Consider the following 14,851-nt stretch of genomic DNA (forward strand, 5'->3'; position numbering starts at 1 on the left):
CATAAGCCTTTCGTCTCTAAATTGAGATGAAGGGCTTTTTTATTGGGATTTCATAAAACACTGTGAAAGGGTGAAAAAAATTGAAGGAAAAGCTATTGGCACTTAAGGAAGAACTGGCTTCCAGCATAAAAGGCTGCGTAAGCATAGAAGAGGTTGAGAGCATAAGAATAAACGCTCTGGGCAAGAAGGGGGAAATAACGGCTGTACTAAAGGGCATGAAGGACCTCTCTGACGAGGAAAGACCTCTTATAGGCAAGATTGCCAACGAGGTCAGGGAGGAGCTCGAGGAGCTTATTTCAGCAAAAAAAGGCGAGCTCAAAAATGCAGAAAAGCTGGTTAAGCTGTCTGCAGAAACTCTCGACGTTACAATGCCCTCAAAGCAGATAAGAATAGGCAGAAGGCATCCCATAACTCAGGTTTTCGACGAGCTTAAATATATATTCACAGGCATGGGCTTCAAGGTGGCGGAAGGCCCCGAAATAGAGACGGTACACAACAATTTCGACGCTCTCAACGCGCCTAAGAACCACCCGTCCAGGGACATGAGCGACACATTCTATTTTGACGAGAACATGCTGCTTAGGACACAGACATCACCGGTTCAGGTAAGGACCATGCAGGTCATGAAGCCGCCTATAAGAATCATATCTCCTGGAAGGTGCTTCAGATCAGATACTCCGGATGCTACTCACTCGCCTATGTTCCACCAACTCGAAGGCCTTGTGGTAGACAAGAATGTAACTATGGCCGAGCTTAAGGGTACGCTTCAGGCTTTCGCAGAGCTATTCTTCGGACCGGGCACAAAAATCAAGTTCAGGCCTCACAACTTCCCGTTCACCGAGCCAAGCGCAGAGGTAGACGTGACATGCTTCAAATGCGGCGGCAAGGGCTGCTCAATGTGCAAGGGCGAAGGCTGGATTGAAATACTAGGAGCCGGAATGGTTCATCCAAATGTCCTAAGGAACTGCGGCATAGACCCAGAGGAATATAGCGGCTTTGCATTCGGCATGGGCGTTGACAGGGCAACAATGCTAAAATACGAGATAGACGACATAAGACTGCTTTTCGAAAATGACATGAGGTTCTTGAACCAGTTCTAAGTATTCCATATTAAAGCCAAGGGAGGAAATTAAATGTTAGCGCCATTAAAGTGGATAAGAAATTATGTTGACATAGATACGGATGTAAAACAATTAGCGGACATGATGACAATGACGGGCTCGAAGGTTGAAGCTGTAAAGCTTCCGGGAGAAGGGCTCAAAAATGTAGCAGTGGGAAAAATAGAAAGAATAGAGCAGCACCCGAATGCAGACAAGCTTGTGATATGCCAGGTTAACGTGGGCAGCGAGACGCTTCAGATAGTTACTGGAGCCAAGAACGTATGCGAGGGCGATTATGTGCCTGTTGCTCTTGATGGCGCTGTGCTTGCAGGCGGACTCAAGATAAAGACCGGCAAACTAAGGGGAGAGCTTTCCCAGGGCATGCTCTGCTCGGCTCAGGAGCTTGGAATACCAGAGCATATGATAGAGGAGTGCAAAAGAAACGGCATATATATAATCGACTGGGAGGACAAGCTCTCAGAAGGCGACATAGCAGGAAAAGACGCGCTTGAGTTCCTGGGAATAAACGATGCAGTAATAGAATTTGAGATAACTTCAAACAGGCCGGATTGTCTTTCAATGCTTGGAATAGCAAGAGAAGTAGCGGCGACAACCGGCAAGGCGATGAAATATCCAAAGATTGAAGTTGCGGAAAAGGGCGGCCAGATAAGCTTCAACATAGACATAGAGTCAGACGAGCTGTGCCCAAGATATGCGGCCAGAATAGTAAAGGACATAGTGATAAAGCCGTCTCCATACTGGATGCAAAGAAGCCTTATAGAGGCGGGCATGAGGCCTATAAACAACATAGTAGACATAACCAACTACGTCATGCTTGAAACTGGCCAGCCACTGCACGCCTTTGACAGGGACAAGGTGAGCGGCGACACAATAATTGTAAGGAAGGCGATGAACGGCGAAAGGCTTGTAACCCTAGACGACAAGGACAGAGAACTTGAGGATGACATGCTTGTGATTGCAGACAGGGAAAAGGGACTTGCGCTTGCAGGCGTAATGGGCGGAGCCAATTCTGAAATTGACGCTACAACCACAACAATACTAATAGAAAGCGCCAATTTTGCAAAGGACAGCATAAGGGCCACGTCCAAGAAGCTGGGCCTGAGATCGGAGGCATCATCCAGGTTTGAAAAGGGAATAGACCTTGAGAGAGTGGAGCTGGCGTTAAACAGGGCTGCGCAGCTCATAGAGGAGACTGAATCGGGCATTGTTCTAAGCGGCTATGCCGACAACTACAAAAACAGGGCTGAGCAGAAGACTATATCTGTTTCGGCTGAAAGGATAAATAAGCTGCTAGGCGAAGACATACAGCCGTCAGAGATGGTCAAAATGCTCGAAAAGCTCGAGTTCAAATGCAGCCTGGACGGCAATACGATCCATATAGCAGTGCCTTCCTTCAGGCTTGACATGGATATTGACGCTGACGTGGTAGAAGAAATAGCAAGGATGTACGGATATGACAATATAAGCTCGAAGATGATACACGGTACAACTACGATGGGACTTAAAACAATAGGTCAGCGCTTCGAGGACAGCATAAAGGATGCGCTTACAGGCATGGGTGTCAACGAGATTCTGACATATTCATTTGTAAGTCCAAAAGGCGTGGGAAAAATAAATCTGCCGGAAACTTCCATAAAAAACAACTTCATGAAGCTGCTTAATCCGCTGGGAGAAGAGACAAGCGTTATGAGAACAACGCTTGTACCTAACATTATGGAAGTTATAAGTACCAACTATTCGAAAAAAGTCGAGGAGTTCTTCGGTTTCGAGCTTGGAAACACTTTTGCAACTGCAGACGGCGCTGTACCTGTTGAGAAAAAATCATTGTGCATAGGCATCTATTCAAAGGACAGCGACTTTTTCGTGCTTAAGGGAGTTGTAGAAGGTCTTTTTGAAAAGATAGGACTTACAAAGTATGAAATAACACCTGAAAAACACCACCCGACATTCCATCCGGGAAGATGCGCAAACGTGCTCTTTGGCAGTTATACAATAGGAACATTCGGAGAACTTCACCCGGATGTGCTCGACAATTATGGCATAAAGGAAAGAGTATATATAGCAGAACTTGATTTCGAGCTAATGCTTGCGCTGTCAAGAGACGCAAAGACATACTCGCCGCTGCCAAAATATCCATCTATAGAAAGGGATATAGCAATTGTCGTAGACGAATCTGTATTTGTAAAGCAGATAGAGGACATAATACGCGAGAACTCGCAGGGGCTTGCAAGAAGCTTCAAGCTCTTTGACGTATACAGGGGAGAACAGGTCAAGGAAGGCTCCAAGTCCGTAGCCTACACAATAGTATACAGAAGCGACGAGAAGACACTTACGGATGAAGAGGTGGAGAAAGTACACTCCAAGATAGTAAAGGAAATAGAAGCAAGGCTTGATGCAAAGCTAAGGGACTAAAGTCGTCTCAATATTCTTGAAAAATATCTGGCATAATAACAATAATGACTTTAATTTTAAATGGAAATAAAATATAATTAAAGGTATAAGTAGTATATGCCAAGGGGATGATGTAGTGAATAAGGTTTGCATCAAAATAAACGGACACGAATACAACATGTGCGGCAGCGAAACAAAGGACCACATGTTAAGAATAGGCAGCTTTGTAGATGAAAAAATGCAGGAAGTAATGAGGTCAAACCACAGGCTCAGCACTGCGATGGCTGCAGTTCTTACATCACTTAACATAGCCAACGAGCTTTTCAAGAAAAAGGATGAACTTGATTCTATAGCCAGCAGGATAAAGGTGCCGCTTGAGGATATTGAGGCTGCCCACACGGTCGTGGAAAAAATGGGAGAATCCCTTGATGAAAAGCAGCAGACTATAGAAAAGCTTGAGACAGAGATTTCGTCATACGACGAGAAGCTAAAGCAATACCAGCTGCAAGTCCAGCAGCTGGAGCAGGCTAAACAACAGCTGCTGGACGAATTGCAGGAAAAGGAAAAGAAGGTTATGGAAGCCGAGGAAATAGTCACTGATTTCCAAAACAGGCTCTACCAGCTTCAGATGAAAGTGGTCCACCTAGAAAAAGAAGCGTAAAAAAGGCCTCCAGAATGATAGATAATCTTTCTGGAGGTTTTTAACATAGAAATATTTTCTGGAGGTTATGTTTTGAAAAAAATCGAGATACTGTCACCAGCGGGCTCATTCGAGGCTATGGTTGCGGCAGTCCAAAACGGCGCCGACGCCGTGTACCTGGGCGGGAGCGAGTTCGGCGCAAGAGCTTTTGCGGGCAACTTCGCAAGAGAAGAGCTTCTAAAGGCAATAGAATACTGCCACCTAAGAGGTGTCAGGGTATATTTAACTGTCAACACACTTGTCAAGGAAGCTGAAACGGAAAGGTTCACAGAGTACGTAGAGTTCCTGTACGAGGCAGATGTGGACGCATTGATTCTTCAGGATATGGGCATGGCGAGCCTTGTTAGAAAGCACTGGCCTGACTTTGAAATACACGCAAGCACACAGATGAGCGCACATTCCCTGGAAGATGTAAGACTTCTTGAGGGAATGGGATTTTCAAGAGTCGTGCTCTCAAGGGAGCTTTCAATCGAGGAGATATCTCACATTTGCAAAAACTGCAGCGTGGAGATTGAAATTTTCGTACACGGCGCCCTGTGCATATGTTATTCGGGACAATGCCTCATGAGCAGCATGATAGGCGGAAGATCTGGTAACAGGGGGCGATGCGCCCAGCCGTGCAGGAGGGAATACAGCCTCATAAGAGCTGATGGCACGAAGGTTGATACAAAAGGCAATTACCTTATGAGCCCTCAGGACGTATGCACGGCAGAGGAGCTCGCAAGCCTAGCGGAGTCGGGAGTTGCATCGCTCAAAATAGAGGGAAGGATGAAAAGGCCCGAATATGTTGCCGTAGTCACAAGAGTTTATAAAAAAGCTCTTGAAAGGCATGCGCAGGGCGAAAGCATCCTTGTTGACAAATGGGATATAAAGGATTTGTATTCCATATTCAACAGGGGCTTTACAAAGGGATACCTGTTTGGAAAAATAAATACTCAGATAATCAATACTCTCAAGCCGAGCAACGCAGGAGTATATCTGGGCGAAGTAGCCTATTACGACAGGCAGAGAAAAAAGCTCGGCATAAAGCTTGAGGATGAGCTTTCAAAGGGTGATGGACTAAGTATCGGAGTGAGCGTGGGCAGGATACTTAAAGGAGCGTTAGTTAAGGATCATGCCAGTGCGGGGGAAAGCGTGGAAATTGATTTTATCGGCGAGGCTTCAGACGGAGAAAAGATATATAAGACCTCGAATTCAAGGCTCTTAAAGAGTGCGGAGCTGTCATATGAAAATGGTATTGAGGCGATTAAAATCGGTCTGAGCGCAAGTTTTAAGGCTAGACTCGGCGAATACCCGTCTCTGGTTCTTGCAGACTGCGACGGAAATACGGCAAGCGCCCAAGGGAGCAAGGTTGCAGAGAAGGCCCTCAAGGTGAGCATTTCGGAGCAGAAGGTCAAAGAGCAACTTGAAAAGCTGGGAAATACACCATACAACCTCAGCGATTTGCAAATGGACTTGGAGGAAGGCATAAGCATGCCGGTTAGCGTGATAAACGAAATGAGGCGCGAGGCCGTCGAAAAGCTAAATAAACTCAGGGCCATAAGGCACAGCGGGAGAGTCGCCAGAGGAGAGCAGTCCATATACGAGGCTGGTGCAGGCAGCGGCAAAGCAAAATATAAAGGTGCTCCGAAGCTCAGAATAAAGCTTAAAAATATCGAGCAGCTAAGAGAAGTTCTAAGCAGGACAGCCGCAGAAGACATAGACATAGTTTATTACGAGAACCCCCGCGGTATGGCAGCTGCGCTTGAAATTGCGAAGGCTGCAGGAATAAAGCTGGTATGCTCACTTCCAAGAATAATGAGAAGCAGCGAATACTCGGTTTTAAAAAGACTCGTGGACTCGGGAGTTGCTGATTTTCAAGTGGGAAGTCTCGGGCAGCTGAGGGTGGCATGCGAGAATGGACTATCGGCGCATTGCGACTACAGCCTGAATGTATTTAACTCATTTTCTGTAATGGCATTAAGCGGATTTGGCGCCAAGTCTGTATGTCTGTCTCCGGAGTTAAGGCTTGATGAAATATCAGAAATCGCAAAATGCAACCAAGCAGGAGCAGAGCTTGAGGCAGTGGCGTACGGCCGAATCCCGCTAATGATAAGCGAGTACTGTCCGGTAGGAACGCTAGACGGCTCATGCGGTGAAGCCAGAAACAAATCGGCGTGCAAAAATGACTCTGCCTACATGCTAGAAGATCAAAAGGGTGAGATGTTCCCTGTATCGAATGATGGTTCATGCAGAAGCGTCATATACAATTCAAAGACGATATGCATGCTCGACCATTTAGACGAGATGCACACTAGCGGGGTAGATGCTTTCAGGGTTGACATATCGCTAGAGGAGCCGGGGCTTGCAGCTGAAATAGTCAAAGCCTATGCAAGCACCATTAAAAACGGTTTCAGATTTGACAATGAGGCGCTGGAGGTTTACAGCACTCTCAAGGCTAAAGGAATAACAAAAGGCCACTATTACAGGGGCGTTGAGTAGAATAGGCGGGATATAAGTATATTCAATGAAACAGGGTATATTAAATATAGTATGGATTGATTTGAAAGGAGATGGCCGAATTGAAGAGATTCAAAAGCAAGCTTATAGGGCTTGTATGCGCATCGAGCCTGTTTTTTCAGCCTGTATTTGCGCTTGAAGCCGCAGACATCAGCGGGCACTGGGCTGAAGGCGAGATAAGGACATGGCTGGAGAAGGGGTATGCGAAAGGATATGAGAGCGGTGAATTCAAGCCGGATGCTCCTGTTACAAGGGCAGAGTTTGCGGCTTTCATGAACAGGACTCTCGGGCTAAGCGATATAAAGGCGGTGAGCTTCAAGGACGTTGCGGCAGGCGACTGGTTCTACACTGACATGCTAAAGGCAAATGCCGCAGGCTATATATCAGGCTATGAGGACAATACGGTAAGACCGTATGCCCGGATAACAAGGCAGGAGGCGGCTCTTATGATCCAAAGGGCGCTTAATGTGCAGCAGTCTGACTATTCAAAAGAGGCGGCGGGATTCAGCGACTATATCAATATAGCTGAATGGGCAGCAGATGCGGTGGGATATTGCTTCAAGGAGGGCATAATAAAAGGATATACTGACGGCAGCTTTATGCCTGACAGAAGCGTCACAAGGGCAGAAGCCATAAGAATGCTCGATGAAGGGACAAAGGTCAGGGACAGGCTGCGCGAACAGGAACAGGAGCAGGAGCAGCAAGAACAAGACCAGCAAGAACAAGAGCAGGAACAAAACGGTATACCTGAAAGCTCAACATCTCACAGGGCGTTTTATATTCTTGAAAAGTGGATGTCCGGAGGGGATGCCTACGTTGAATTCGTAGAATACGGAGTTGACGGAACATTCAGCGCCAAGGCGAGAAACCTCGAGTACAGCCAGATAGACGAAGAAAGGCCGTATGTTGCCAGAATAAGAAGCGGTGAGATTGAATTTGTAAAGCCTATAAATTCCAAGCCGTTTGACAGCATATACGGCAAAGTTGTTGAAAAGAGCGGGAACTTCATTAAGCTTGATACGACTCCGGGAAGCACAGATGATGATGAGACATTTACAAACATAAGCCTTTCGGGAAGCACGCTTGTATACGAAGAGTCCAGCAAGAATTCAGCAGCTGCCATAGGCAGGGGGGACTTCATATGGGCAATCACAGAGGATACAATAAGGGCGAGAGTAGTCGAGATGCTTACTGAAGATGAGCTTGAGAACAATAGGGACAACCCGCCATATACTGACGGGTATTAAAAAAAAACACCTCATATGCTTTATAGCCAGGCTATTTGCTTATGAGGTGTTTTTAATTCGATTTAAAATGCGTCCTTGCTGCTAAGCAGTTTGTGACTGGTTTTTTCTGAAGGATTTGGATTTGGGCGCTCGATTACTATTGATATTTGCCTCGCTGTTATTTCAAGAGACTCATTGAGATAAGCGTCGCTTTCGGGAAGCTCGGGATTTGCTGGAGCTTGTGATTTTTCAGCAAAACATGGCTCTTTTTCTGGCGTTGCTTTTATTTTTGGAAAATGTTTGGGGATTTTCTTGTTGATAGCCTCTATTATCAAAAAGTCAAACAGCATGGCAGATCCCATGAAAAACACCACATATGTGACGTTTCTGGAGCTTTCCATAATCCAGGGGTTCATTATGAGGGATGCCACAAACAGCGACATCAGGGAAGCTGTAACCAGAAACATAATGTTGAAGCCGAATTTGAGTATTTTGCTGCTCCTGCAGAAATCGTTTTTGAAATTGTATATGTAGGATAAAAACAAAAAGGGATATATGTAAAAAAACAATTTCAAATATCCGCTGACAGATAAAGGATCGAAGAAATATTCAAAGCTTAAAATTGAGTATACTGCAAAGCCTATGAATGTAAATGTTCTAAACACAATCCTGGAAAAACTGGTCCGGCTCTGTCTTTTTGCTCTTCTTTTTGAAAAGCCCATTAAAGAGTTCCCCTTTCGATGTCTGATTATATATATACTACAACAAAATACGATTTTTTTAAATCCCGCTTTAGCATCAAGTTAAAAAAATGGTCAAAATCCGGTATGGAAATAAGTTGCGGATGAGTAGCAATTCCATTCAAACGGCGAATGCATAAAAAGATTTGAACTCAAATACCAAAATATGATAGTCTTATGTTGAAGTATTAAGCATATACGGAGGAATTTCAGACAATTATGAACAGCAAAGCGTTAAGCGTTTTAGAATACAACAAAATAGTAGGCATGCTTGTGGACAAGACAACATCATCGCTAGGCGCAAGACATGCCAGGGAAATAACGCCTTCTTCAGAAATGGAAGAGGTGCAGCATATGCAAAAGGAGACTAGCGAGGCCCAGTCCATGATACTAAAAAGCGGAAACATTCCGCTTGGGGGAATACATGACATTGAGCATCTCGCCAAAAGGGCTCAGCTTGGATCTTCGCTTGAGCCTGGGCAGCTCCTGATGGTATGCGACTGCCTGAGGGCTGCCAGGAGAATAAAGGGCTTCATAGGCAAGAACTCGCCTGAGGCCTATCCTCTTATGCACGTCCTCTCGCAGGAGCTCTCAGTCTTCAGGGATATAGAAGATGACATAGAAAACAGCATAATCGGAGAAAATGAGATTGCAGACACTGCAAGCCACGAGCTCAAAAGCATAAGAAGGAGACTAGTCCAAAAGAATGAGGATATAAGGGCAAAGCTCCATTCAATAATAACATCTACTTCATACCAAAAATATCTTCAGGATGCGATAATCACAATAAGGGGCGACCGGTTTGTTGTGCCTGTAAAGCAGGAATACAAATCAAGCGTACAGGGAATAGTCCACGACCAGTCATCGTCCGGGGCAACGCTCTTTATTGAGCCTATATCCATAGTGAACATGAACAACGATCTTCGCGAGCTAAGGCTAAAGGAAAAGGAAGAGATAGAGCGCATACTCCAGCTGCTTTCACAGCGGGTGGGCGAGTTTGCAGATGAGATAGCAGCCAATTCGCACACACTGGGCAGGATTGACTTTATATTTGCAAAGGGCAAGCTTTCGACGCAAATGAGGGGCATAGAGCCGGAAATAACCTCGGAAAAGTATATAAGGATAAAAAACGGCAGGCATCCGCTGATACCTGGCAATGCCGTTGTGCCAATAAATATATGGCTGGGAAGGGAGTTTGACACTCTCGTAATCACAGGGCCTAACACCGGGGGAAAGACCGTCACACTCAAGACTGTGGGCCTTTTTTGCCTCATGAGCCAGAGCGGCCTTCATCTGCCTGCGGATTTTGGCACGACCATGGGAGTGTTTGAACAGGTATTTGCCGACATTGGTGACGAGCAGAGCATAGAGCAGAGCCTTTCTACGTTCTCGTCGCACATGAAAAATATAGTGCAGATACTCGAAAACGTCACCGCCGACTCGCTTGTGCTATTTGATGAGCTTGGGGCGGGAACCGACCCAGTGGAAGGCGCCGCGCTTGCAATGGCAATACTCGACCTTCTGCACGGGCTCCATGTGCGGGCTATAGCGACTACTCACTACAGCGAGCTCAAGCATTACGCTCTTACAAAGGCGGGAGTTGAGAACGCCTCTGTGGAGTTCGACGTTGCCACACTCAGCCCGACCTACAGGCTCCTGATCGGAGTTCCGGGCAAGTCGAATGCATTTGAGATATCAAAGCGACTCGGACTTGAGGATTATGTAATACAAAAGGCCAAGGAGCTAATAGACACGGAGAACATAGAATTCGAAGACCTGCTTCAGGAGATAGAGCAAAAGAGGCAGCAGGCCGAAGCCGACAGGCTAAGGACGCTTTCCGAAAAGCAGGAGGCTGAAAGGCTAAAGGAAGACTACCGACAGAAATGGGATAGCGTAAATAGGCAAAAGGACAAGATAATATCTGAGGCCAAGCGCGAAGCCCAAAAGATTCTAAAGAGCGCAAAGGAAGACTCGGATGAGCTCGTCAAAAAACTAAGAGATATTGAAAAGGCCGGCTACACGAAGGAAATGAACAGGAAGATTGAGCAGGTAAGAGGGGATATCAAAAAATCCATGGGCAAGCTTCAGACTGGAGTCGACGATATAATAATCCCCAAAATCGCAAAAAAAGAGCTCAAGACACTCAAGCCTGGAGACGAGGTCAGGGTCATAACTCTGGGCCAGAAAGGAAATGTCCTTTCGTGCGACAACAAGAAAAAGGAAGCTCTCGTTCAGATTGGAATAATGAAGATGGCCCTGCCCTACGCTTCGCTCGAGATGGCAGAGCAGGAGGCTGCCGGCAAAGGCAGCACAGGCGCCGGAAGGATAATGAAGCGAAAAGCGGAAAGCATTAAGGCCGAGATAGACCTGCGCGGAATGAATCTTGAAGAGGCCATGTACGAGGTGGACAAGTATCTGGACGATGCATATATATCGGGGCTCGAGAAGGTCACAATAATACATGGGGTCGGTACGGGAGTGCTAAAGTCTGGAATTAAGCAGATGCTAAAGCGCCATTCTCATGTCAAAAGCAGCAGGGACGGAGAATACGGGGAAGGCGGCATGGGAGTAACCGTGGTGCATCTTAAATAGAATTAATACTACGCAATAAGTATAACCATAACAATTAAAAATCTGTTAGAATGTCAATATTAAAATAATAAAGGGGGAGAAAATATGGACATGAAGGAAATTAAGAAGCTTGCAAAAGAAAGAATGAACGGCCTTTGCAACCTGTGCAAGGAGTGCAACGGCCTTTACTGCGCAGGACAGGTGCCCGGAATGGGCGGAACCGGAACAGGGGATTCGTTCAAGAGAAACTTCGAGGCCCTCAAAAATGTCAAGCTGGTACTCAGGACTATGCACGGCGCCAAGAATCCCGACATGAGTGTCGAGGTGCTCGGGGAGAAGCTGGATTTGCCTCTAATATGTGCGCCTGTAACGGGAAGCGACATAAACATGGGCGGCTACCTTAGCGAGCAGGAATACTGCGACGCTGTAGTTTTTGGAAGCAAGAAAGCCGGCACGATAGCAATGGTTGGAGACAGCGGCAAGAGCGAATTCTACGTGGCAGGTCTTGACAGCGTCAAGAGGGCAAACGGCTACGGGGTCGCAGTAATAAAGCCAAGGGAGAACGACGAGGTAATAAAGAGACTTGAGATGGCTCATGAGGCCGGAGTGAAGATGGTAGGCATGGACATAGACGGAGCAGGCCTTGTTACAATGGCACTTTTCGGACAGCCTGTAGGACCTAAGAGCATGGAGGACATAGCGGCAATTAAAAAAGCCACAAAGCTGCCGTTCATACTCAAGGGCATAATGAGCGCTGATGAGGCTGAGCTTGCCGCAGAGGCCGGAGTGGACGCGATAGTTGTCTCAAATCACGGCGGAAGGGTACTAAACCATACCCTGGGAGCAGCTGAGGTGCTGCCTTCGATAGCGAGAGCCGTAAAGGGCAGGGTGACTATACTTGCAGACGGTAACGTGAGAGAGGGCGCCGACATACTTAAATATATAGCGCTCGGTGCAGATGCGGTGCTTGCTGCAAGACCTATGATATGGGGAGCAGTAGGAGGCGGCGAGGATGGAGTCAAAGCGGTTATAGACAATTTCAAGAGCCAGCTTTACCAAGCTATGCTGCTCACAGGCTGCAGCAGCATTAGCGACATCGACGAGAGCAAAATAGTAAACCTTAACGTCATAAAATAACATGAGTAAATGTTTTGAAGGGCAATAGCAGCAGGAGGAAATGCAGATGATTACAGGTTCAATAAGAAGAGGGATCAAACAGGGGATAGACACAACACTGCTGCTGGCAAAAGTTGTAATTCCGGTATACGTGCTTGTCACGGTGCTGAGGCATACTCCTGTGATGGGCATGATTGCAGATATGTTCAAGCCGCTCATGGCGCTTTTCAACCTTCCCGGCGAAGCTGCGATAGTGCTTGTTCTGGGCAACTGTCTCAATTTTTTTTGCGGCTCTTGGCGCAATGAGCGCAATAGACCTCACGGCCTCACAGATAACAACAATAGCCCTGATGCTCTCGTTCTCGCACGCGCTTTTCATGGAAACGGCCGTGGTGAAAATGCTGGGAGTCAATGAAATAGGCATGACCGTAACGAGGCTTGCTATGTCGTTTATGGTGGGCATTATAGCAGGGAACATCGGGGGAGTGCTGCAATGGTTGAAATAGCAAAAGAAGCTGTGTTTGGAAGCCTAAATACAATATTCAAAATAGCAGTCATTGTAATACCCCTTATGGTGGCTATGCAGCTGCTCAAGGATTACAAGATACTCGACAGATTTGCTGACGCACTAAAGCCTGTAACAGGTTTTTTCGGTATGTCAAAGCAGGCGTCGTTTCCGCTGCTAATAGGGCTCGTATTTGGAATATCTTACGGCGCCGGAGCCATAGTGCAATCAAGCAGGGACGGCTCGCTTACAAGGCGTGACATAACGCTTGTGGTCTTGTTTCTTGTAAACTGCCATGCAGTAATCGAAGATACGTTAGTTTTCGTTGCAGTGGGGGCAAATGGTTTCATACTGCTCGGGTCAAGACTGGTTGCGGCAGTAGTGCTTACATATGCCATGTCAAAATGGCTTGACAGAACGGATCCGCAGTTTAAGTAGCAAAATGCTCTCAGCTAAAGCAGGCTGAGAGCATTTTTTATAAAAAATTTTTTGAAATAGTATTTGAAACCCTTCGGCGGTGGGTATTTAATGATATAAATTAAGTGACATCAAAGTCGGGGGTGTGTGAAATGATAACAATAGAGATTGAACAAATGGCAAAGAGAAAAAGAAGCCATTTCAGAAGAAAGAAAGATTTGCCGGCCATCATAGACAGATATGGCTGCAGCTCGGCTAAAGCTGTGAGCAGTGGGAAAAAACATATAATCGGACTGATGTTTATTGCAGTCGGCATTGCGGCAGTGGGCTACATAAAGCTTAATGGCATTATATAACTATCTGGCAGACAGAATTTTTATCTAAAAAAAAAATTATACATATTGACTTGCAAGTTCAAAGCTATTATACTCAGATTCAAAGAACAGCATAATCAAATCTTTTGATTGGAAGAGTAGGCAGGGTGGGTGTCAAAGCGAGCCGGGGAAGGTGCAAGCCCGGTGCATAGCCATGTTGAAGCGTATCCATGAAGAGACTGTCTGAAATCATAGTAGGGCAGTACGGTGGCAGCCGTTAAATGCATCGAGTGAAGACAGAAATATGCTGTCTTAAGAAGAGTGGTAACGCGGATATAACTTCGTCTCTTGTACAAAATCAATGTATAAGAACGAAGTTTTTTTGTGTTCAAATTAAAAAATATGAAAGGGAAGGTGTAGTATGAAAAAGATGAAAAAAATAGCGCTGCTTGTAGTTGCGCTAATGATGGTATTTTCAATGGTGGGATGTTCGCAAAAGACATCTCAGGAGCAGGAGGGCTCAAAGCAGCTGAGCAAGCTTGAACAAATCAAAGCAGACGGCAAGCTTGTTGTTGGAACAAGCGCTTCATACCCTCCGTACGAGTTCCACAAGGAAATAGACGGCAAGGACGAGATAGTGGGCTTTGACATCGAGATTGCCAAGGAAATAGCCAAAGATCTTGGAGTAGAGCTGGAGATCAAGGACATGAAGTTTGAAGGGCTGCTTGCAGCGCTTAACGCCGGCAAGATAGACATCATAATAGCAGGTATGACTCCAACTGAGGAGAGAAAAGCGAGCGTTGATTTTTCAAAGGTGTACTATGTGGCGACTCAGTCAATAATAGTACAAGCTGACAAGGCTGAATCTTTCAAGACAATGGATGACCTTGCGAGCATGGTCATAGGAGTTCAAAAGGGAACTACACAGGAGCAGATTGCCAAGGATTTGATTCCTGAGCAGCAGATAAAAGGACTTGGCAGAGTTGCCGATGTTGTGCTTGAACTCAAAAACGGCAAAATAGACGGAGTGCTTGTTGAAAGCCCTGTTGCAACTGCATATGTAAAGAGAAATGCAGATCTTGCAGTCTCAGCAATAAATCTTGAAACTGGAGACAGCGGCTCGGCGATAGCAATCAAAAAAGGCGGCGAGGATCTTATTGCAGAAATAGACAAGACTCTTGACAGGCTTATTGGCGAAGGTAAAATTGATGAGTTTGTAGCGGCAGCTACAGAACTAAACGACAATTAATT

At 46.0% G+C, this 14,851-nt stretch carries 12 protein-coding genes and 2 other annotated features (1 of these 14 cut by a window edge); of the genes, 11 read left to right on the forward strand and 1 reads right to left on the reverse strand.

Annotated features, from left to right (window positions below):
* Positions 1-21 (forward strand) — a binding site (T-box leader); it begins 211 nt to the left of the window's first position.
* A 59-nt stretch (positions 22-80) separates the two neighbouring features.
* The 5 genes from pheS (at position 81) to EAL2_RS14720 (ending at position 7,958) form a co-directional block, all read left to right on the forward strand.
* The gene (pheS, locus tag EAL2_RS04465) at positions 81-1,100 is read left to right on the forward strand and encodes a phenylalanine--tRNA ligase subunit alpha (protein WP_025435210.1); all 1,020 of its coding nucleotides are present in this window, start codon (positions 81-83) and stop codon (positions 1,098-1,100) included.
* 33 nt (positions 1,101-1,133) lie between these two features.
* Positions 1,134-3,533 (forward strand): phenylalanine--tRNA ligase subunit beta, encoded by a 2,400-nt coding sequence (gene pheT / locus EAL2_RS04470; protein ID WP_025435211.1) that lies wholly within the window; start codon positions 1,134-1,136, stop codon positions 3,531-3,533.
* A 115-nt stretch (positions 3,534-3,648) separates the two neighbouring features.
* Positions 3,649-4,173 (forward strand): cell division protein ZapA, encoded by a 525-nt coding sequence (zapA, locus tag EAL2_RS04475; protein ID WP_025435212.1) that lies wholly within the window; start codon positions 3,649-3,651, stop codon positions 4,171-4,173.
* Positions 4,174-4,245: 72 nt separating this feature from the next.
* Positions 4,246-6,693: a DUF3656 domain-containing U32 family peptidase gene (locus EAL2_RS04480; RefSeq protein WP_025435213.1), complete on the forward strand. Its 2,448-nt coding sequence runs from the start codon at positions 4,246-4,248 to the stop codon at positions 6,691-6,693.
* Between the two features lie 80 nt (positions 6,694-6,773).
* A complete protein-coding gene (locus EAL2_RS14720; protein WP_025435214.1) occupies positions 6,774-7,958 on the forward strand; it encodes an S-layer homology domain-containing protein in 1,185 nt (394 codons plus the stop codon).
* Positions 7,959-8,020: 62 nt separating this feature from the next.
* Here EAL2_RS14720 and EAL2_RS04495 read toward each other — a convergent pair whose 3' ends face one another.
* On the reverse strand, positions 8,021-8,659 hold the full coding sequence (locus tag EAL2_RS04495) for a hypothetical protein (RefSeq protein ID WP_025435215.1): 639 nt from the start codon (positions 8,657-8,659) through the stop codon (positions 8,021-8,023).
* A 237-nt stretch (positions 8,660-8,896) separates the two neighbouring features.
* On the opposite strand from EAL2_RS04495, the gene EAL2_RS04500 reads away from it, so the two are divergent.
* The 6 genes from EAL2_RS04500 to EAL2_RS04525 all read left to right on the forward strand — a co-directional run bounded on the left by EAL2_RS04500 (position 8,897) and on the right by EAL2_RS04525 (position 14,849).
* Positions 8,897-11,269, forward strand: a complete 2,373-nt coding sequence (locus EAL2_RS04500) for an endonuclease MutS2 (protein ID WP_025435216.1) — start codon at positions 8,897-8,899, stop codon at positions 11,267-11,269.
* Between the two features lie 84 nt (positions 11,270-11,353).
* Positions 11,354-12,385, forward strand: coding sequence for an alpha-hydroxy-acid oxidizing protein (locus tag EAL2_RS04505; RefSeq protein WP_025435217.1), 1,032 nt, complete (start codon positions 11,354-11,356; stop codon positions 12,383-12,385).
* Positions 12,386-12,431: 46 nt separating this feature from the next.
* On the forward strand, positions 12,432-12,779 hold the full coding sequence (locus EAL2_RS04510) for a nucleoside recognition domain-containing protein (RefSeq protein ID WP_242842496.1): 348 nt from the start codon (positions 12,432-12,434) through the stop codon (positions 12,777-12,779).
* 78 nt (positions 12,780-12,857) lie between these two features.
* Positions 12,858-13,307 carry a nucleoside recognition domain-containing protein gene (locus tag EAL2_RS04515; protein ID WP_025435218.1) on the forward strand — a complete coding sequence of 150 codons (450 nt, stop codon included), beginning with the start codon at positions 12,858-12,860 and terminating at the stop codon, positions 13,305-13,307.
* A 131-nt stretch (positions 13,308-13,438) separates the two neighbouring features.
* Complete coding sequence (locus EAL2_RS04520) at positions 13,439-13,642, forward strand: hypothetical protein (RefSeq protein WP_025435219.1); 204 nt, start codon at positions 13,439-13,441, stop codon at positions 13,640-13,642.
* 95 nt (positions 13,643-13,737) lie between these two features.
* Positions 13,738-13,952 (forward strand) — a binding site (T-box leader).
* A gap of 69 nt (positions 13,953-14,021) precedes the next feature.
* Positions 14,022-14,849, forward strand: coding sequence for an ABC transporter substrate-binding protein (locus tag EAL2_RS04525; protein WP_025435220.1), 828 nt, complete (start codon positions 14,022-14,024; stop codon positions 14,847-14,849).
* Positions 14,850-14,851: the final 2 nt, after the last annotated feature.

It is taken from the genome of Peptoclostridium acidaminophilum DSM 3953 (assembly GCF_000597865.1).
In the GTDB taxonomy this organism is placed as follows: Bacteria; Bacillota; Clostridia; order Peptostreptococcales; family Peptostreptococcaceae; genus Peptoclostridium_A; species Peptoclostridium_A acidaminophilum.